Annotated in this window: 19 protein-coding genes; 10 read left to right on the top strand and 9 right to left on the bottom strand. The window is 59.5% G+C overall.

All coding sequences use genetic code 11. The features are described from left to right. Positions 1 to 270: 270 nt before the first annotated feature. Together gloA and VE934_RS06930 are read right to left on the bottom strand one after the other, a co-directional pair. Positions 271 to 681 (bottom strand): lactoylglutathione lyase, encoded by a 411-nt coding sequence (gloA, locus tag VE934_RS06935; protein ID WP_324885714.1) that lies wholly within the window; start codon positions 679 to 681, stop codon positions 271 to 273. 358 nt (positions 682 to 1,039) lie between these two features. Beyond that, positions 1,040 to 2,263, bottom strand: coding sequence for an alpha-D-ribose 1-methylphosphonate 5-triphosphate diphosphatase (locus VE934_RS06930; RefSeq protein WP_324885712.1), 1,224 nt, complete (start codon positions 2,261 to 2,263; stop codon positions 1,040 to 1,042). A gap of 172 nt (positions 2,264 to 2,435) precedes the next feature. Here VE934_RS06930 and VE934_RS06925 point away from each other — a divergent pair, with 172 nt between their 5' ends. The 3 genes from VE934_RS06925 to phnE are packed head-to-tail and all read left to right on the top strand — an operon-like array spanning position 2,436 to position 4,981. Continuing rightward, entirely contained in the window at positions 2,436 to 3,320 is an 885-nt protein-coding gene (locus VE934_RS06925; protein ID WP_324885710.1) for a PhnD/SsuA/transferrin family substrate-binding protein, read from the top strand. 34 nt (positions 3,321 to 3,354) lie between these two features. Continuing rightward, positions 3,355 to 4,179 carry a phosphonate ABC transporter ATP-binding protein gene (locus VE934_RS06920; protein WP_324885707.1) on the top strand — a complete coding sequence of 275 codons (825 nt, stop codon included), beginning with the start codon at positions 3,355 to 3,357 and terminating at the stop codon, positions 4,177 to 4,179. Then, positions 4,172 to 4,981, top strand: a complete 810-nt coding sequence (phnE, locus tag VE934_RS06915) for a phosphonate ABC transporter, permease protein PhnE (RefSeq protein ID WP_324885705.1) — start codon at positions 4,172 to 4,174, stop codon at positions 4,979 to 4,981. The genes VE934_RS06920 and phnE overlap by 8 nt, the downstream gene beginning before the upstream one ends. Before the next feature lie 69 nt (positions 4,982 to 5,050). Here phnE and VE934_RS06910 read toward each other — a convergent pair whose 3' ends face one another. The 7 genes from VE934_RS06910 to VE934_RS06880 form a co-directional block, all read right to left on the bottom strand. Then, positions 5,051 to 5,266: a hotdog fold thioesterase gene (locus VE934_RS06910; protein ID WP_414693819.1), complete on the bottom strand. Its 216-nt coding sequence runs from the start codon at positions 5,264 to 5,266 to the stop codon at positions 5,051 to 5,053. Between the two features lie 128 nt (positions 5,267 to 5,394). Then, a complete protein-coding gene (locus tag VE934_RS06905; protein WP_324885703.1) occupies positions 5,395 to 6,657 on the bottom strand; it encodes a DUF4010 domain-containing protein in 1,263 nt (420 codons plus the stop codon). Between the two features lie 86 nt (positions 6,658 to 6,743). Further along, a complete protein-coding gene (locus VE934_RS06900) occupies positions 6,744 to 7,547 on the bottom strand; it encodes an SDR family oxidoreductase (protein WP_324885701.1) in 804 nt (267 codons plus the stop codon). Next, complete coding sequence (locus tag VE934_RS06895; RefSeq protein WP_324885699.1) at positions 7,544 to 8,185, bottom strand: 2-dehydro-3-deoxy-6-phosphogalactonate aldolase; 642 nt, start codon at positions 8,183 to 8,185, stop codon at positions 7,544 to 7,546. The genes VE934_RS06900 and VE934_RS06895 overlap by 4 nt, the downstream gene beginning before the upstream one ends. Continuing rightward, complete coding sequence (locus tag VE934_RS06890) at positions 8,182 to 9,078, bottom strand: 2-dehydro-3-deoxygalactonokinase (RefSeq protein WP_324885697.1); 897 nt, start codon at positions 9,076 to 9,078, stop codon at positions 8,182 to 8,184. Before VE934_RS06890 ends, VE934_RS06895 begins: the two co-directional genes overlap by 4 nt. Positions 9,079 to 9,087: 9 nt before the next feature. Continuing rightward, entirely contained in the window at positions 9,088 to 10,092 is a 1,005-nt protein-coding gene (denD, locus tag VE934_RS06885) for a D-erythronate dehydrogenase (RefSeq protein WP_324885695.1), read from the bottom strand. Positions 10,093 to 10,107: 15 nt separating this feature from the next. Further along, positions 10,108 to 11,916 carry an IlvD/Edd family dehydratase gene (locus tag VE934_RS06880; protein ID WP_324885693.1) on the bottom strand — a complete coding sequence of 603 codons (1,809 nt, stop codon included), beginning with the start codon at positions 11,914 to 11,916 and terminating at the stop codon, positions 10,108 to 10,110. Between the two features lie 84 nt (positions 11,917 to 12,000). Between VE934_RS06880 and VE934_RS06875 the strand changes: the two genes are divergently transcribed. The 7 genes from VE934_RS06875 (at position 12,001) to VE934_RS06845 (ending at position 18,423) form a co-directional block, all read left to right on the top strand. Then, positions 12,001 to 12,951 (top strand): 2-hydroxyacid dehydrogenase, encoded by a 951-nt coding sequence (locus VE934_RS06875; protein WP_324885691.1) that lies wholly within the window; start codon positions 12,001 to 12,003, stop codon positions 12,949 to 12,951. A 118-nt stretch (positions 12,952 to 13,069) separates the two neighbouring features. Beyond that, positions 13,070 to 13,453, top strand: coding sequence for a hypothetical protein (locus VE934_RS06870; protein WP_324885689.1), 384 nt, complete (start codon positions 13,070 to 13,072; stop codon positions 13,451 to 13,453). A 12-nt stretch (positions 13,454 to 13,465) separates the two neighbouring features. Beyond that, positions 13,466 to 14,209 carry a FadR/GntR family transcriptional regulator gene (locus VE934_RS06865; RefSeq protein WP_324885687.1) on the top strand — a complete coding sequence of 248 codons (744 nt, stop codon included), beginning with the start codon at positions 13,466 to 13,468 and terminating at the stop codon, positions 14,207 to 14,209. A 23-nt stretch (positions 14,210 to 14,232) separates the two neighbouring features. Then, positions 14,233 to 14,796: a TRAP transporter small permease gene (locus VE934_RS06860; protein WP_324885685.1), complete on the top strand. Its 564-nt coding sequence runs from the start codon at positions 14,233 to 14,235 to the stop codon at positions 14,794 to 14,796. After that, entirely contained in the window at positions 14,793 to 16,091 is a 1,299-nt protein-coding gene (locus tag VE934_RS06855; protein WP_324885683.1) for a TRAP transporter large permease subunit, read from the top strand. Before VE934_RS06860 ends, VE934_RS06855 begins: the two co-directional genes overlap by 4 nt. 48 nt (positions 16,092 to 16,139) lie before the next feature. Then, positions 16,140 to 17,150, top strand: a complete 1,011-nt coding sequence (locus VE934_RS06850; protein WP_324885681.1) for a TRAP transporter substrate-binding protein — start codon at positions 16,140 to 16,142, stop codon at positions 17,148 to 17,150. Positions 17,151 to 17,211: 61 nt separating this feature from the next. Next, positions 17,212 to 18,423 carry a mandelate racemase/muconate lactonizing enzyme family protein gene (locus tag VE934_RS06845; protein WP_324885679.1) on the top strand — a complete coding sequence of 404 codons (1,212 nt, stop codon included), beginning with the start codon at positions 17,212 to 17,214 and terminating at the stop codon, positions 18,421 to 18,423. Positions 18,424 to 18,453 lie beyond the last annotated feature (30 nt).

Raw genomic sequence — 18,453 nt, 5'->3', positions numbered from 1 at the left:
GAGTTCTGCGAGACCCCGCTTTTACCGAGCACCACAGGCTGCCCGTAGCGAAGCGGAGGGACCCGGACCATCGGGTCGCCTTCTCTTTGCTTACTTTCTCTTGGCGAGGCAAGAGAAAGTGAGTCGCCCGCCGGGGCGAGTCCCGGTTGGTAGGCGAGCCTCTACCGACCGAAGCTCACAAACATGGATCCCGGATCAAGTCCGGGATGACAGCGAGGGAGAGGGAAAGACAGAGAGCATGCGGAGATGAGAGACCCAAAGAAAAAAGCTTCAACCCAACCCTCCACCCCCAGCCCCTTCCGCCCGCTCAATCAGTTCAATCTTGTACCCATCGGGATCCGTCACAAAAGCAATCACGGTCTTGCCGCCTTTGACGGGGCCAGCCTCCCGTGTGACATTGCCGCCCGATGCCTTGATCTTTTCGCAAGCTCCGTACACGTCGGTCACACCGAGTGCGAGGTGACCGAAAGCTGTCCCCATGTCGTAATTGTCGACGCCATGGTTGTAGGTCAGCTCGATTTCGGCGTGGTCCGGATTGTTGCCGTAGCCGACAAAGGCCAGGCTGTATTTGTACTCGGGGTTTTCCGATGTGCGCAGAAGTTTCATGCCCAGAATCTGGGTGTAAAAATCAATGGAGCGCTGGAGGTTGCCAACGCGGAGCATGGTATGCAGAAGTCTCATGGCGAATCATTCCTTATCATCAATTAACCCGGGTCCACACCGTCGCAGATTCAGTGAATCACCGTGTACCTCTTGCGTGCGGTGCGGTTCCGTGGAACACGATATGACATCGATCCCCTGCGCAAGGCATGAGTCAGGCCGGCGCCGGGATGGCTGCGGCAATGGGTTGAAGAGACCCCTGTGACTGGTCTTCAGATTCGCGCCGGCGATGGGGTTCTGTTCAATACATGTCGAACCACGGGGCAATGATAGCGGGCCAAAAGAGTGCCCGCTACCAAGTTGCATCATCCACGCATGTATTTCGGGGTGGCGAACTCCCAAAGCGCGCAGCCGCGTTTGTTAAAGCCCTCCGATGGGTTTATGCCGCAACGGCAGTTCGCACTGCATCCAGGGCGGCCGACTCCTGCCGGCCTGTGAAGAGGGATGCCCCTGAACCCAGTGCAGCGTAGGCAACCCGTCCACCGATCAGATGCGCTACTACCGACGGCACCCGGCCTTGAGGCGCCTGCACCAGCAAGACATCTGCGCGCTTGCCAGGCGCCAAAGACCCGCGGTCGCTGAGCCCGGCAGCCTCTGCAGGGTTGGATGAAACCATGGCCCAAGCCTCGGGCAAGGTGCACACGCCATCGGTATTCAGACGGAACGCCGCGGGAAGCATGGCGGGATAGTAGTAGTCCGAGGTGAGAACCGTGCACAAGCCATCGCGGGCCATTGCTGCTGCGGAAACTGCGTTGGACTGATGGCTGCCACCGCGGACAACGTTGGGTGCGCCAAAGACCACATGGTTGCCCAGTTTTCGCGCCAGTGCAGCTGTCTCACGCGTCTTGGGAAATTCAGAGATGCCGCAACCCATCGCCTGGTACCACTGCCTCGTCTCCGGGGAGGGATCGTCGTGCGAGGCCTGGGGAACACCCGCCGCTACCGCCGCCGCGGCCAGCCGGGCGATGGACGGACCCACCTCCGCGCCACGCGCGTTCACGCGCTCTGCGAGCTCGCGCAGCGCGCCGAGCTCCAGCCCGCTGCGCTGCAGCACAGTCATCGCGTCCCTGGGGTGCGAGAGCTTGCGCAAGATGTCCGGTGTATGGTCGTTGAACGCAAGCAGATCGATCTTTCCTTCAGCGAGCCAACCCAGTATTTCAGTCTCTGCATCCAGATTAAAGGTTTCATGGCGCAAGTGAAGTCGGGTGTCACACGCCAGATGTCGGGCCGCGTTTGCCATGGCATCCATGATGCGCAACAGGGTGTCCCTGCTTCGCAGGCCGGGCTCCCATGAATAGGTGACTCCGTGATAGGCGGTGGAAATGCCATTGCTGACCAGTTGCCGATCGGTGTCTGCCAATGCCAGTTGCAGATCGAAATGCACGCCCGGGCGCGGCATGATTTGCCGCTCGAACGCGTCACCATGCAGATCGATGATTCCCGGCAAGACATACAGCCCCGACGCGTCAATGACATTCCCGCGCCTGGGCGCGCTGCCTGCATGCGAGATCACGCCGTCGTCAATGCATAAGTCTGTCTGGCAAAGGCCCTGGGGCAACAGAACATTGCCTCCGCAAATGGAAAAGCGGTCTGCGTCTGCCATGGATGAACAATCCTCAAATAAAAAGTCCCCAGCCTAGGAGCTCAATGTGACAGGTTCGCGACACCCCCCAGCGCTGCGCGGATCCCCAGGACAATTCTCAACCGTCATCATTTCGTCATGTTGCGGCACCAATCTTCGGCTTTTAACCAACACTGCCTGCGCAGCCTTAGCCATGAACCGAACCCGCCGCCTGGTCTCCATCGCCGCAGTAGCGAGCCTGACCTTACTGTCCTCCATCTCTGCGCAGGCTCAGACGCAAACGCTGCGTCTGGCCGTGACCGACATCGTTGGTCTGGAAAACCTGCAGCGCGAGTACGCCGGGTTTCAGAAAATCCTCTCCGAGAAATCCGGTATGGCAGTGGAACTGTTTCCCGTACCCAATCGCACCGCGGCAGTGGAAGCACTCAATGCAAAAAAGATTGATCTCGTCTTGACAGGACCCGCAGAATACGTGGTGTTCAAAAAGCGCACGGATGCCAAGCTGGTCGTCGGCTTCAGCCGCCCGGAGTATTACGGCTCCGTCGTGACGATGGTTGGCTCCGGTGTGGACGGCGTCCAGGACCTCAAGGGCAAAAAAGTTGCGCTGGGAGATGTCGGTTCCACCTCACGTCACCTTTCTCCCATCCAGCTTCTCGCAGACCTGGGACTCAAGCCTGGCAAGGACGTGCAGATCATGCACATCAACCGCAATGTCGCCGTCGAAGCCATGAAGCGTGGAGATGTGGCCGCAGTTGGCATCAACCGCACTGATTTGCCCGGCCTGGCCAAGAAGCATCCTGACGTGGTGTTCAAGGTGATTGCGCGTGGCCGTGACCTGCCCAACGACGTGTTGCTTGCCGGAAAACATGTGTCTGATGAAGTCACTGCAAAGATGAGAAAAGTGTTCAGTGATAACTCGGAGGCACTCATCGCTGCAGTGCTGCTCGGGCCTGACGAAAACCAGAAATTTCAAGGCATGAAGTTCATTCCGACCGTTGCGGACAAGGATTACGACTACATCCGCAGGATGTACGTGACCATCGGCCAGCCGCAGTACGCAGCCTTTGTCGGCGATTGAGCGCCCGTCCGCATTGCATTCTGCAGGAGTCATCATGTCGAGTCAGTTCAGTCCGGCAGCACCTTTTGCAGCTGCGCCTCCACTAGCCGGGCCTAGGTCGCGCGCAAGGGAAATTGCCCCGGCAGATCTTCTGGTGCACGGGCTGACCAAAAGTTATGACGGCCAAACTCCCGTGCTGCGCGGGATCGACTTCGCGGTCGCCGCAGGTCAGCGCGTAGCTCTCATTGGCGCCAACGGTGCAGGCAAGTCCACGCTGCTGCGTTGCTGCATGCACCTCATACGCCCGGATGCAGGCGAGGTCAATCTGTGTGGAACGCGGCTGGAGGGTCTGAGCGCCGACAAGCTTCGCGCGCTGCGCTCGCAGGTCGGTTTTGTATTTCAGAAACACAACCTCGTGCCCCGCTTGTCGGCCCTGACAAATGTGTTGCACGGTGCAATCCCGCGCACCGGTTTCGGCCGCGCCTGGTTCCAGGGTCTCGCATCGGAAGCGCTCCGCAGCGAAGCCATGCACTGCCTGGAGCGGGTTGGACTGGCGCACGTGGCGCTTCAGCGTGCAGACAAACTTTCGGGCGGACAGTCACAGCGAATTGCCATTGCCCGCGCCCTTATGCAAAGGCCCCGGTTGATCGTCGCCGATGAGCCGGCCGCCAGTCTGGACCCGGTTGCAGGCGACGAAGTGATGTCACTGTTTTCGCAACTTGTGCGGGCAGAGGGTCTGACCATGATCTTCACCTCACATGACCTGACGCATGCCCTCAAATATGCAGACCGCATCGTGGCCCTTAGGGGTGGCTCGGTGGTGCTTGATGCGCCATGCAGCGAACTGGATGTAACAGCATTGCGGGGGCTTTATGAGTAACGCCATGGACGTGCCCGGCCGCATTAGCATGCCAGACCGGTTTGATCGCATGGGCGCAGGCGCGTTCATGGCTTACGTGGTGGTCCTGGCCTTCTTCATATGGTCATTGAACAAGACTGGCGTCTCCCTCACCGACCTGGTCGGCGGCTTCCCGCAAATGGGCAGACTGATTGGCGAAATGCTTCCACCCTCCACCGCACGGCTGGAGGCGGTGGGCTGGGCATTGCTGGAGACATTCCAGATGGCCTTTGTGGGTACGGTGGTGGGCGTACTCCTGAGTGTGCCCATCGCAGTGCTGGCGACGCCTCATTTGTCACCGCACCCGGTGCTGTACCACCTGGCGCGCAACCTGATTGCGTTCGCGCGCACCGTCCCCGACCTGGTGTGGGCGTTGCTGTTTGTCGTGTCGGTCGGTCTGGGACCGTTTGCCGGAACGCTGGCCATCGTCATCGACAAAATTGGTTTTTGTGGCCGCTTCTTTGCTGAGGCCATGGAAGAGACGGACCGGGGCCCCCAGGAAGCGCTGTCTGCCATGGGGTCGGGACGTTTCTCCCTGATCATGTGCTCGGTGTTTCCAGCAGCCATGCCGTCATTTATCAACACGTCACTTTTCAGCCTTGAAAAAGCCACCCGTTCTTCCGTGATCCTGGGCCTGGTGGGCGCCGGAGGCATCGGCATCGAGCTCAAAGTTGCCATGGACATGTTCAACTACGACGAAGCGGCAACCATCATCCTGGCTATTTTTGCACTGGTGGTTTTGGTTGAGCGAATGAGTTCGGTCCTGCGCCGGAAAATGCTGTGAGGCTGTGATTGATCAACGAGCGTGTCGAGCAGATCAGAACGCGGGCAGGCCCGCAGCGCTGCAGCTCAGCTAAATACCCTGCGGCTTGGGCACCTCAAACACCGGGCAGGTGGTGTTGGCGTGGGCATAAATTTTGTCGTCGGGGTTCACGATGCGTGCTCCTGCAGAAGCCAGTTGGCGCCCGCAGTGAATAACAGTGCCAATGGCGCGCAAAGGGCCGGTTTTGTGTGAGGCCGCCCGCACGATGTTGACGCTGAGTTCTGCAGTCGTATATAGGTGCGGCATGCGGGCATGAGTCACTGGAGCTGCTGGCAACGCCCTCGACAATGGGTGATGAGTAGCCCTCGCTGGATCCGCATGCGAGACTCGTGCGGGACACGCTTATTGGTTCGACCTTCCTGACGTATGGTCCTTCATCCCAGCCATACGCCCAGCCAGACTGCAGCGGTCATCAGCACCAGCCCCGGCACGATGCGCGCCGCGTAGGCGGCACCCCCACCATGGAAGGCCACAACAGCCTTCATCAGTGCGTTGGTGCTCAGGCCGATGAGGATGGGCCACACTGCGGCGTCCAGCGGTAGCTTGCCTGCCGCCACCAGTGCGGCCGCCGATGCGGCGGTCGCATGAGCATCCACCAACCCGGTGGCTGCGGCTGCCAGCAGGGTACCGTGTACGCCCAGCCAGGCGTTGAGACCTGCAGATACCACCAGCACCACACCGACGATGGCGGAAAACGCCAGCGCGGTCTTGAGGTCGAAGGCCCGACCCAGGTCCTGCCGGTCCGCATGGCCGGTTGCCGTTGGGGCTGCCTGCGATCCGCGTGGAAAAAACACAAGACTGTAAGCGCATGCCGCCACACTGCCGAGAACGAGCGGCCACATCAGCGCATGGAGCAGCGCCGGTTGCACGGCAGCCACCACGACCGCCAACTGCACCATGGTTGCCAGGCTGGACAGCACCGCACCGGCGATTGCGCCATCTGCCTGGGTCTTGGCGCTGGCCGCACGTGTGCCCATGGCATGAATGGTGGCTGTGCTCGAGACGAAGCCCGCGGCAAATCCGGCCAACGGCAGGCCGTAACGCGGACCCAGTGAGCGCGTGGCTACGTAGCCAAGCGCGCTGACCGCCATCACCAGCACGACGAGTTGGGTCATGGCATAGGGGTTGAGGGCGTCATAGGGTCCCAGGAAGCGGTCTGGGGCCAGCGGCAGGGCGATCAGTGCCGCCGCTGAAAACAGCAGTGCGTCGTGCAGCTCGCGCTCGGTGAGCACGCTGCGCACGAAATGGTGAAGATGGTTGCGCGCCGCCAGCAGCGCCGCGAGCGCCGCGCCCACGCCGGCTGCCAGGGCTGCGTCGCGCATCGCCAGCCCGCCGAGCAGGCAGGTCAGCAGCAGGGCGATCTCAGTGGTCATGCCCGGGTCCTGCTCCCGGGTGCGCTGGTAGGCCACAACCGCCAATGCGCCTGTGACCAGCGCGACAGCCGCAAGCAGCAGGCCCCCACCCAGGAGTAAACCGACGGCGCCCAGCACCGAGGACACCGCAAAAGTGCGGATGCCGGCTGCGCCGCGTGTGGGCCCGCTGCCTTTGCGGCGCTCCCGCTCAGCTCCAACCAGCAGGCCGATGCCTAACGCCACGCTCAGACCGAGCAGGCTGGAAGAATCAGGGAGGGGCGGCATGGAGGCAGTGTAAGACGAGGGCGTGAGACCTCATGCTACAGCCGCTGTTAGCCAGCGAGTCCGGCCACGCCAACTAAAGGCGAAGGTCAGGAGCCGTCGACCGGTACGGTGTAGTTGAGTGTCATGCGGCCGCCGTCGACCGTGACAATTTCACCGGTGACATAGCTGGCCGCATCGCTGACCAACCAGGCCACCACATCCGCGATTTCAGAAGGTTGTCCGAGCCGCTTCATCGGTGTGCGGCTCAGGATGCGCGCCTTGGCCTCTTCGCTGGTCAACACTGCCTTGGCCGCCAACTCGGTGGCAATGGTGCCGGGTGCAACCGCGTTGACGCGAATGCCTTTGTCCGCCAGTGCAAGAGCCATCACACGGGTCAGCTGGTTGATGCCGCCTTTGCTGACGTTGTAGCTTGCAATGGTGGGAATGGCCAATACGCCGTTGACCGAGCTCATATTGACGATGTTGCCGCCGCCGGATGCAGCCATCGCCCGCGCCGCCGCCTGGCCCATTAAAAACGAACCCTTGATGTTGACGCGCAGCACCGCGTCAAAGTCCTCTTCTGTGATGTCCAGAAAATCGGCCGCCTTGAAGATGCCGGCGTTGTTGACCAGCACGTCGATGCGCCCATGCTTTTGCAGCGCTGCCGACACAACTGTGTCTACCTGCGCCTTGTCCGAGACGTCGCAATGCAAATAAAGACAATCCAGTTCTGCAGCGAGTTCCTGGCCGGAAGCATCTGCCATGTCAGCGATAACGACATGCGCGCCTTCCTGTGCAAACCGCCGGGCGCATGCCTCGCCAATGCCCTGCGCGCCGCCGGTGACGATGCAGACCTTGCCGACGAGGCCGAAGGAAACAGGGGGAGAAGTTTGAAGTGTTTTAGGGCTCATGCCCTTATCGTACCAGCGCAAGCAGCTATGAATTTCATAGCGTTCTCCGATACGTCGGCAGCTGTCATGCCGGGTTTGTACAGCGCAGAGCCAATTCCAAATCCGCTGGCGCCCGCGCTGCGGAAGGCGGCCATGTTTTCAAACGTGATGCCGCCCACGGGCAGCAGCCGGGTACCGGCGGGCAGCACAGCGCACAAGGCTTTCACGACGGCGGGTGTGATCATTTCAGCGGGAAAAATCTTGAGCCCGGTCGCGCCAGCATCCAGCGCAGCAAAGGCCTCGGTCGCGGTCATGATGCCGGGCAGGCATACCATGTCCAGGCGGCGAGCTGCACGCACCACTTCGGCATTGAAGTTAGGCGAGACGATGAGCTGACCGCCCGCCGCGTGCACATTGCGCACGTCGTCCACACTCAGCACAGTGCCGGCGCCAACCAATGCGTGAGGCAAAGCCGACGCGACGGCTTCTATGCTTTGCAAGGGTTGCGGAGAATTCAGCGGAACCTCTATGACAGACCAGCCTGTGGCCGCCAGCGCCTGACAGATGGGCAGCGCTTCATCAGGACACAAGCCGCGCAGGATGCCAACGAGGGGAATTCTGGTCAGCGCGGCCGAAAATTTGTCTTGAGGGCTCATCATGTTTCCTTGTGTGGAATGGTTTGGGCAAGGGCCCAAAGACCGCGCCACGTGGCTTGCGAGCCTGCGCGCTCTACCGTTACACCACGCTGAGCCAGTGCAAACCCATAACGTTCGGTCAATGCGTCCGATCCAATCACTACCACGCTGGCGCCTGGCTCCAGTGTTTGTGTGCCTATCTCTTCACCAATCACCAGGCCAGACAGATAGCTGGGCAAGGAGGCCGCCGCCATACGTTCGAAAAGGGACAAGGTGCGGACGCTGAAAGCGGTCTGCAAAAGGCTACTCCCCTGCAGCGCTCTGGCGACGCCTTCGTCAAAAGCCGGGCGGACAATTTCACCATCGGCCTCAGGCAGGCTGCGGGCAAGAATGGAGTGTTTGCGCAGCAAGGCGTAAAACTCACCGGTCATGAAGGTTGAGAAGCTTTCAATTTTGCCGGCTCGCACGCGGACCCATTTGCTGTGTGTGCCAGGCAGTACAAAGAGGCCATCCTGCTTGCCCAGTAATTGCATCGCACCCAGCACCTGTGTCTCTTCACCCCGCATCACGTCCGGCACGCCTGCGTTGATGCAGCTGAGTCCTGGCACGATGGCGATGCGCCCGGCTTCCACCCAGCTGAGTTGCGCCGCCACTTCGTCAAATCCCGCAGGACAGGGGCAGTAGGGCGCCTGCATCCAGCCCTGCTGGCTCCCCGCCATTCCGGCTATCAGGCAAAAAGAGGCTCCCGCCCTTGTCCAGTCGCCGAAGCATGCTTCAAAAACAGTAGCAAACTCGCCGGGCGCCACCGTGAGGATGCCGCGCGCAAAGCTGCGCTCTTCGGTGACCAGGCCGTCTTTGTCCAGCAACGCGCCACGCAGACTAGAGGTTCCCCAATCAAGAGCTAAAAGGCCGGGCATGCTCATGACTCAGTGGCGCAGACCTTGCAGCGCGTTGGCGGGGTAACCGGGCTCTGCGCAGTCGGCGATGTACTGCTCAATGATGGCTTTGAAAGAAGCATCGGGCCGCAAGCCCAACGCCAGTGCGCGCTCAGCGGTAGCGCCGCGGGACCAGTTGGCCACGATGGCCGCTATGCGCTCATCGCGTTCAAAACGGACGCGCTTTCGCACGTCGGCTCCGGCCACGTCTTCAAGCGCCTGCAGCATGTCGCCCACGCGAACGTTCAGACCCGGAAGATTCAGCGCCAGTCGTCCACCCATGGCTTGCCGGCTTGCGTCAAACACCGCGATCAATCCTCGCACCGTGTTGGCTGGTGATGAAACCGGGTGGGTCACGTCGGGGTCAACGGGGCAGATGGTTTCCACGCCTGCCAGTGGCTCACGGATGATGCCGCTGAAAAATGACGAGGCTGCTCCGTTGGGTTTGCCGGGACGCACCGTCACCGTCATCAGGCGGGCAGAGCGACCATCGATGAAACCTTTGCGGGTGTAATCGGCAATCAGGTATTCACACATCAGCTTGTGCGTACCGTATGAGGTCTGCGGCGACGGCAGCGTGTTGTCAGTCACCAGGTCGGGCATCGGGTTGGCTTCGTCGGGCCCGAAGACTGCGACCGAGCTCGCAAACACCAGACGCGGCACATTGCCGGCATGGCGAAGTCCCTCCAGCAGCAGGCGCGTGCTGTCCAGGTTGGAGCGCAGGCCAAGCTCAAAGTCCAGCTCGCACTCGCCGGAGACGGCCGAGGCCAGATGAAACACGGCGTCGAATCCGCTGGCAAACAGCGCGGACTGGTTTAGCAGGGGACCCGTGTGCACATGCACGCGTGTGTCCGCGCTCAAGTCGGCTGGAGGCGCAAAAAGATCCGCAATATGAAGCTCGCCAATGGTTTGCCCATTGAGTTGGCCGCTCCTGAGCAGCTCGCGGGAAAGCCGGGCGCCGACAAAACCGGCGCCACCGGTGACGAGTAATTTCATTTCAGTCCCCGCGGGTCAGTGGTTGTCACGCGGCACAAAAGAGCCGCGCTTGCCGACCAGAAAGTCCAGGTCCACTCCTTCGTCTGCCTGCAACACATGGTCTACATACAGCTTCCAGTAGCCTGAGGAAAGAGGCGGAGGCGGCGCCGTCCACTTCGCCAGCCGCGCGGCCAGTTCCTCATCGCTGATCAGCAGCTGCAGTTTGCGCTCAGGAACATTGAGTTCGATCATGTCGCCGTTTTGCACAACCGCCAGCGGACCGCCGGCTGCGGCTTCAGGCGCGGTGTGCAGGATCACGGTGCCGTAAGCGGTGCCGCTCATGCGCGCATCGCTGATGCGGACCATGTCGGTGATGCCCTTGCGCAGCACCTTGGGCGGCAGTGGCATGTTGCCCACTTCGGCCATGCCGGGGTAGCCCTTGGGGCCGCAGTTTTTCAGCACCATGACGCAGTTTTCATCGACGTCCAGATTTTCGTCATCGATACGTGCGTGGAAGTCCTCAATGTTTTCAAACACCACGGCGCGCCCGGTGTGCACCATGAGTGCAGGCGTGGCGGCGCTGGGCTTGATGACAGCGCCGCGTGGCGACAGGTTGCCGCGCAACACGGCAATGCCGGCCTTGTCCTTGAATGGCGTTGCCAGCGGCCTGATGACTTCGGGGTTGTAGTTCGCAGCATCGGCGATGTTTTCGCCAATGGTCTTTCCGTTGGCGGTGATGGCGCCCGTGTGCAGGTGCTGCGCAATTTCCTTCATCACCACAGGCAGGCCACCGGCGTAGCAAAAATCTTCCATCAGGAATTTGCCCGAGGGTTGCAGATTGACCAGGCAGGGCAACTCGCTTGCCAGTCGGTCAAAATCATCGACGGTGAGTTTGACGCCGATACGACCGGCCATGGCAATCAGGTGAATGACAGCGTTGGTAGAGCCGCCAATGGCTGCAAGTGTCTTGATCGCGTTTTCAAACGCTTCACGTGTCAGGATTTTTGAAAGCGTCAGGTCCTCGTGCACCATTTCTACGGCGCGACGCCCAGCCATGCGGGCCAACACATTGCGGCGGCCATCAACAGCTGGATAGGCTGCATTGCCCGGCAGGCCTATGCCCAGAGCTTCCACCATGCTGGCCATCGTGCTGGCGGTGCCCATGGTCATGCAGTGGCCGTGGCTGCGGTGCATACAGCTTTCAGCTTCAAAAAAATCGGCCAGTTTGAGGGTGCCGGCGCGAACCTGCTCGCTCATGCTCCAAACGCCGGTACCGGAGCCCAGCTCCTGGCCACGCCATTTGCCGCTGAGCATGGGGCCGCCGCTGACGCCCACTGTGGGCAAGTCAACACTGGCCGCACCCATGACCAGCGAAGGCGTGGTTTTGTCGCATCCCATGAGCAGCACCACGCCATCGATTGGGTTGCCGCGAATGCTTTCTTCCACGTCCATGGAGGCGAGGTTGCGATACAGCATGGCTGTGGGGCGCAGCAAAGTTTCGCCCAGCGACATGACGGGAAACTCCAGCGGAAAGCCGCCAGCTTCATAGACCCCGATCTTGACCTGCTCTGCGATGGTGCGAAAGTGCGAGTTGCAAGGGGTCAGTTCGCTGAAGGTGTTGCAAATGCCGATGACTGGGCGGCCATCAAACTGGTCGTGCGGGACACCTTTGCCCTTGACCCAGCTTCTATAGGCAAATCCGTCGCGGTCTTGCCTGCCAAACCATTGTTGGCTGCGCAAAGCGCCGCCGGGCCGCCCCAAGGCGGCTTTAGCCCCCTCGGGGGGCAGCGCAGCGTGGGGGCCATTTACTTGTGGGTTTTTTTTGGGTGGTTTGGGTGCTGTCATAGGGTAAATCCGGAATTTGTATTGGTATTATGGTCATACCATTGCGGCGTATCACTCAGTGTAAACCATGATCCAGGAGCCGACTTGTCCCGTCCCCACATCCTTGCAGTAGCCAAGCTTGTTCCGTTGTTGCTGGATCAGCTTCACACAGCGTACGTGGTTCATGACCGCGTTCACGAAGCCAGCCCGGAAGAATTTGCAAAAGTTGCATCAAATATCCGCGCCATTGTTGGCGGCGGGGAATCAAAGGTAACGCGCGCCCTGATGAACCAGCTGCTCGCCCTTGAACTCATCTCCATCATGGGTGTAGGGTATGCCGGGGTAGACGTCGCTGCTGCCGTAGAGCGGGACGTGCCTGTAACCCACACGCCCGGGGTGCTCAACGACGAAGTGGCTGACCTGGCAATAGGCCTGATGTTGTCGATTGCGCGCCGTATCCCGCAGGCTGATCAGTACGTGCGTGCCGGTCGCTGGGGCAAGGAGGGGGCCATGCCACTGACGCGCAAAGTGTCAGGCGCTCGGCTGGGCATTGTGGGTCTGGGCCGAATCGGCCAGGCTATTGCGAAGCGTGCAGAGGCGTTTGGCATGTCGATCGCCTATACGGCGCGCAGCGCGAAGCCCGACCTGACCCATACCTATTACCCAACTGCCACCGCCCTGGCAGAGCAGGTCGATTTTTTGATTGTGATTACACCTGGCGGTGCAGAGACCCGGCACCTGATCAATGCCGAGGTGTTGGCCGCGCTTGGGTCCAAGGGCTATCTCATCAACGTGGCTCGTGGCTCTGTCGTGGATGAGGCCGCGCTGGTGGAGGCGCTAAAGGATGGCGTCATCGCCGGTGCAGCTCTGGATGTGTTTGAAAAGGAGCCGCATCCCTCAGAGGCCTTATGGACCATGGACAACGTGGTGCTGACGCCGCACATCGCGAGCGCGACTTGGCAAACAAGGCAAGCCATGGCGGATCTGGCGGCAGGTAATCTGCATGCCCACTTTGCCGGTGAAAAGTTGCTGAGCCCCGTGCCCGAATGCAATTAACACTTGGGGTTTTCCATAGAGAGGGTGGCCAGCAATCATCATATGATAACAATGCATTTGAATCCCCTTGCCCCGGCTCTCTAAATTCTTTGATGATTTTGATTTACTGGAACTTCGTGTGACTGGTTTTAATAAAGTGATTTTGTATACCGACACTGACGGCCGCGCGAAATTCCGCGAGGAGAGTGTTCCCCTGGGTGAGGGCTCTCCGCAGTCCATGTTATCCAGCCTTCAACCGACCACCGCCTTGCAACTGCGCCACAGCCCTGTGGGCTTTCGCAGCCAGTTTCATTGCTCTGGACATGGCCAATGGGTGTTTATTTTGAGCGGCGAAATGGAGATAGGCCTGCAGGATGGCGTTTCCCGGGTCTTCAAACCAGGCCAGCACTTTTACTCTGCTGATCTGTTGCCTGAAGGCGCTACCTTTGATCCGGCAGTGCATGGGCACTGGAGTCGGCAGGTGGGGCCCGATCCGCTGGTCACATTGTTTGTGCGCGACTGAGGCAAGACCATCATGATCAAAAACGTTCACGGCAACACGGTTGACCACTTGGGAGAAGCCATTGTTGCAGGGCGGTACGCTGCTGGCGCGTCGATTCCGCCCGAGCCAGTGCTCTGTCTTGAACTGGGCGTCAGTCGCACGGTGGTCCGAGAGGCGGTCAAGTCCCTGATTGCGAAGGGGCTCATGACAACAGGGCCAAAGGTCGGCACCCGTGTTCTGTCATCGGACCACTGGAACTGGTTTGATCCGGACGTGATCGCCTGGCAGACCAAGGCAGGATTAACAGCGGAATTTTTGCGTGATCTTCAGGATTTGCGCCGCGTGGTTGAGCCGGCAGCCATCCGCCTCGCGGCCCAGCGCGCCACGGCACAGGACATTGCGGAAGTGGAAGCCGCCTTCGCCGGCATGAAGCGGGCTGTGGAGAGTGGCGGGGATTACGTAACCTTTGACCTCCGTTTTCACCAGGGGCTGCTCAATGCCTGCCGCAACCGGATGTTGATGCAGATGAGTAAAGCGCTGGGCGCTTTGCTACGGACCAGTTTTGAAATTTCAACGCGCCGCAAAGACGGGCCCCTGCGCTCGCTGCCACTGCATCGCGAAGTGCTGGATGCTGTTGTGGCGCATGACCCGGACCGCGCCGAGGTCGCCATCAGGGTGCTGATTGACGGAGCGCACGCAGACATCGAAGAGGTGCTGACCTCACGCAGGCGCCTGCCCAGCTTGAACAACCCGGCATCGCAACTTAAAGCGGCATAGAAGACATCAGGAACAGGCGGGAGATGATTTTGAAAAATGTGATTGACACTTCAATCCACTGGTTCTTCAAGCTGTTGGAGCTTTTGGTCGTGGTATGCATGGTGGCCATGGTCGTCATGGTTTTTGGAAACGTGGTGCTGCGCTACGCTTTCAATTCCGGCATTTCGGTATCCGACGAAATGTCCCGGTACTTTTTTATCTGGCTTACCTACATCGGCGCCATGGTCGCCATGCGTGAAGGCGGGCACCTGGGTGTGGACACCCTGGTCAAGCATTTGCCCGTGCTCGGCAAGAAGGTCTGCCTTTTCCTCAGTGAATCATTGATGCTGTTTTGCAATGGGCTGTTTTTTCTCGGCACGTTCAAGATGCACGACCTGCAAGTGACCAATATTTCCCCCGTGGTTGGGATTCCCATGATCTGGGTGTTCGGCGTGGGCTATGTGGTCAGCGTGGTGATGAGCATCATCAACCTGAACGTGTTGTATCGCCTGGTCACCGGTCAGATCAGTGACGACAAACTGGTGCAGGTCGTCGAGACCGAAGGACTTGCGGAAGTCGAAAAGCAAATGCAGGGAAACAAGGCATGACAGTTACCGTATTTATCGTGAGCTTGCTGGCGGCCATGGCCATCGGCATGCCTATTGCCTATGCCTTGCTGGTTTGCGGCGTCACACTCATGGCCTTTTTGGCCGCTACCAGCGGCCTGGTAATTTTTGACAGCCAAATCCTGGCACAGCGTTTTGTCGAAGGCGCCGACAACTTTCCGTTGCTTGCCGTTCCTTTCTTTCTGCTCGCGGGTGAGTTCATGAACGAAGGAGGCCTGAGCCGGCGCATTGTGAATTTGGCGATGGCATGGGTAGGACACTTTCGCGGCGGCCTGGGTTATGTCACGGTGATTGCGGCGGTGATCATGGCTTCGCTGTCAGGCTCGGCCATTGCAGACACAGCTGCACTGGCTGCGTTGTTGATCCCCATGATGCGTGCAGCCGGCTACAACGTCGGCAGGGCCGCCGGGCTGGTGGCCTCGGGCGGAATTATTGCGCCGGTGATTCCGCCATCCATTGGTCTGATCATTTTTGGCGTTGCCGGCAATGTGTCCATCACCAAGTTATTTCTGGCGGGTATCGTGCCGGGGCTGCTGATGGGCCTGGCCATCGCTTTGACATGGTGGTGGCTGGCCAAGAAGGAAGATGTCAGGCCTGCACCCAGGTTGCCGATGGAGGAGCGCTTGCGTATCACCGCGGAAGGTGGCTTTGCGCTGGCGCTGCCGGTGGTCATCATTGGCGGTATGAAATTCGGCATCTTCACGCCCACCGAAGCCGCTGTGGTTGCGGCGGTGTACAGCTTCATGGTGGGCATGTTCATTTATCGCGAGTTGAAGTGGTCCGCGCTCTACGGTCTCATCCTCACTGCCGGAAAAACCACCGCCGTCGTCATGTTTCTGGTGGCCGCAGCCATGGTCAGCGCATGGTTGATCACGGTGGCCAACATTCCTACGGAAGTTGCCAACATGATGGAGCCCTTCATGGGCAACAAGATGCTGCTGATGCTCATCATGATGGTGCTGATCGTCATCGTTGGAACAGCGCTTGATTTCACGCCTACCGTCCTGATCCTGACGCCAGTGCTGATGCCGCTGGTCCTCAAGGCCGGTATTGATCCTGTCTACTTTGGCGTGATGTTCATCATGAACAACGCCATCGGTCTGATTACACCGCCTGTAGGTACCGTGCTTAATGTTGTTTGCGGCGTCGCCAAAATCAGCATGGACGACGCATTCAAGGGCGTGCTGCCATTCCTGCTGGCGCAACTGGCCGTACTTTTTCTGTTGGTTCTCTTTCCCGCCATCGTTACCGTCCCGCTTCAGTGGTGGATGCGGTAGCTCATTTTTTCAACCCTGCCTTTTCATTTTTATACCTAGGAGACAAGCATGTTCAAACGTAGAGTCCTCGCATCGGCCCTGGCCGCTGCTGCATTGCTGGTGGCAACTTCCAGCTTTGCACAATTTGCCGACCGCACCATCAAGTTCACCAACGGCGTTAATGAAGACCACCCCGTCGGCGTGGGCGTCAAGAAAATGCAGGAAGTGCTTGCCGCTAAAACAGGCGGCAAAATGAAAATCAACGCCTTCTGGGGTGGCTCTGCAGGTGGTGACCTGCCGGCCACACAGGCTCTGCGCGCGGGTACACAGGAAATGGTTTGCACCTCCTCGTCGCCGCTGGTCGGCATTGTCAAAGAGCTTGGCGCGTTTGACTTGCCGTTCCTGTTTGCCAATGAAAAAGAAGCCGACGCTGTGCTGGACGGCACGGCTGGTGCCTATTTCAACAAGAAGCTTGAAGAGGCCGGCCTGGTCAATCTGGCTTATTGGGAGAACGGTTTCCGCAACCTGACCAACAGCAAGCGGCCCGTCACCAAGGCTGAGGATTTCGACGGCGTCAAGGTCCGCGTGATGCAAAACAATATTTTCCTGGACACTTTCAAGACCTTGGGCACCAACGCTGTGCCCATGGCTTTTGGTGAAGTCTTCACCGCGCTGGAAACCAAAACCATCGATGGTCAGGAAAACCCGTTTGTGACGATTGAAACGTCCAAGTTCAATGAAGTGCAGAAGTACCTGAGCGTCACCCGCCATGCTTACACACCGTTCCTGATCCTGTACAGCAAAAAGCTTTGGGACCAGCTCAACCCACAGGAGCAGGCGGTGCTGCGCGAAGCGGCCATAGAGGGTCAGAAAGTCCAGCGCGCTGCCAACCGGGCCTTGAACGAGAAATCACTCGCCAGCCTGAAAGCCAAAGGCATGCAGGTTAATGAAGTAACCGGTGCCGAGCAGCGTCGCATGTTTGACAAGGTCAAGCCGGTGTATGACCGCAATGTGCCAACCATCGGCGCTGAAGCCGTGACGGTCGTGATCGACGCCCTGAAAAAAGCGCGCGGCGGTTAAGTACAACGTTAGTCGAGAGCCGCAAGAGGTCAAACTCTTGCGGCTTTTTTTGGAGCTGAAATTGAAGATCACCAAAGTTGAGACCCTGCGTCTGGACGAATTTCCCAACATCATCTGGGTGCGCATCCACACTGACGAGGGTCTGGTCGGGCTGGGCGAAACCTTCATGGGTGCGCAGGCTGTGGAAGCTTATATTCATGAATGGGCGGGCCCCAAGCTTGTGGGCAAAGACCCTCTGGCCATTGAAGCGCGCAACAAGGACATCACCGGTTATCTCGGTTGGCGTGGATCCGGCGTCGAAACGCGCGGCAACTCCGCGGTTGACATTGCGTTGTGGGACATTTTTGGCAAGGCGGCCAATATGCCGGTGTACACCGCTTTGGGTGGCAAGAGCCGCGACGCCATACGTATCTACAACACCTGCGCCGGTTATCAGTATGTGCGCAGCACCGTCAACCAGAACACGGCCAACTGGGGCATAGGCGCGGCCAAAAAAGCCAACGCCGGGCCCTACGAAGATCTGGAAGGGTTTCTTAACAGGGCCGATGAGCTGGCGGAGTCGCTGCTGTCTGAAGGCGTAACCGCCATGAAGATCTGGCCTTTTGACCCTGCGGCGGAGAAAAGTGACGGGCAATACATCAGCAATGCCGACCTTGACTTGGCGCTCGAGCCCTTCCGGAAAATCCGCTCCGCGGTTGGCCAGAAGATGGACATCATGGTCGAGTTTCACAGCCTGTGGCGCTTGCCCATGGCTCAAAAAATTGCCCGCGCTCTCAAGCCCTTCAACACCTTTTGGCATGAGGATGCGATCCGCATGGACTCGCTGGACTTGCTCAAGCAATATTCAAAAGACTGCGAGGCGCTAATTTGTGCCAGCGAAACACTGAGCTACAAATGGGGTTTCAAGGATTATCTGCAGACGGGTGTTGCAGGCGTGGCGATGCTCGACTTGAGCTGGTGCGGAGGCCTGACCGAAGGGCGCAAGATTGCCGCCATGGCCGACGCCTGGCAATTGCCGGTAGCCCCGCATGACTGCACCGGACCGGTGGTTTGGGCCGCTTCCAGCCATCTGTCTCTGCACGCGCCCAATGCCCTGATTCAGGAAAGCGTTCGCGCCTTCTACACGGGTTGGTACAAGGAGCTGGTGACCGAGTTGCCCACAGTGACCAAGGGCATGCTCAGCCTGAATGGCAAACCAGGCCTGGGTCTTGAACTGTTGCCCGATTTGCATAAACGCGCCGATGCCACGCTGCGAACCACCTTGCCACAGTAAGGCCGGCAGACTGTAAAAATCAGCAAGGCC

The sequence above is a fragment of the Polaromonas sp. genome (assembly GCF_035638815.1).
Classification (GTDB): Bacteria; Pseudomonadota; Gammaproteobacteria; order Burkholderiales; family Burkholderiaceae_C; genus Polaromonas.
Note: the sequence above shows the minus strand (reverse complement) of the source record. Positions and strands in the feature narration are given on the sequence as shown.

Excerpts from the sequence above, each read along its gene's own strand:
- VE934_RS06890 (WP_324885697.1), bottom strand. The coding sequence starts at position 9,078 with ATGCCCGGCCTTTTAGCTCTTGATTGGGGAACCTCTAGTCTGCGTGGC.
- VE934_RS06930 (WP_324885712.1), bottom strand. The coding sequence starts at position 2,263 with ATGGCAGACGCAGACCGCTTTTCCATTTGCGGAGGCAATGTTCTGTTG.
- phnE (WP_324885705.1), top strand. The coding sequence starts at position 4,172 with ATGAGTAACGCCATGGACGTGCCCGGCCGCATTAGCATGCCAGACCGG.
- VE934_RS06895 (WP_324885699.1), bottom strand. The coding sequence starts at position 8,185 with ATGATGAGCCCTCAAGACAAATTTTCGGCCGCGCTGACCAGAATTCCC.
- VE934_RS06865 (WP_324885687.1), top strand. The coding sequence starts at position 13,466 with ATGATCAAAAACGTTCACGGCAACACGGTTGACCACTTGGGAGAAGCC.
- VE934_RS06850 (WP_324885681.1), top strand. The coding sequence starts at position 16,140 with ATGTTCAAACGTAGAGTCCTCGCATCGGCCCTGGCCGCTGCTGCATTG.
- gloA (WP_324885714.1), bottom strand. The coding sequence starts at position 681 with ATGAGACTTCTGCATACCATGCTCCGCGTTGGCAACCTCCAGCGCTCC.
- VE934_RS06920 (WP_324885707.1), top strand. The coding sequence starts at position 3,355 with ATGTCGAGTCAGTTCAGTCCGGCAGCACCTTTTGCAGCTGCGCCTCCA.
- VE934_RS06905 (WP_324885703.1), bottom strand. The coding sequence starts at position 6,657 with ATGCCGCCCCTCCCTGATTCTTCCAGCCTGCTCGGTCTGAGCGTGGCG.
- VE934_RS06880 (WP_324885693.1), bottom strand. The coding sequence starts at position 11,916 with ATGACAGCACCCAAACCACCCAAAAAAAACCCACAAGTAAATGGCCCC.
- VE934_RS06925 (WP_324885710.1), top strand. The coding sequence starts at position 2,436 with ATGAACCGAACCCGCCGCCTGGTCTCCATCGCCGCAGTAGCGAGCCTG.
- VE934_RS06855 (WP_324885683.1), top strand. The coding sequence starts at position 14,793 with ATGACAGTTACCGTATTTATCGTGAGCTTGCTGGCGGCCATGGCCATC.
- denD (WP_324885695.1), bottom strand. The coding sequence starts at position 10,092 with ATGAAATTACTCGTCACCGGTGGCGCCGGTTTTGTCGGCGCCCGGCTT.
- VE934_RS06900 (WP_324885701.1), bottom strand. The coding sequence starts at position 7,547 with ATGAGCCCTAAAACACTTCAAACTTCTCCCCCTGTTTCCTTCGGCCTC.
- VE934_RS06860 (WP_324885685.1), top strand. The coding sequence starts at position 14,233 with ATGATTTTGAAAAATGTGATTGACACTTCAATCCACTGGTTCTTCAAG.
- VE934_RS06910 (WP_414693819.1), bottom strand. The coding sequence starts at position 5,266 with ATGCCGCACCTATATACGACTGCAGAACTCAGCGTCAACATCGTGCGG.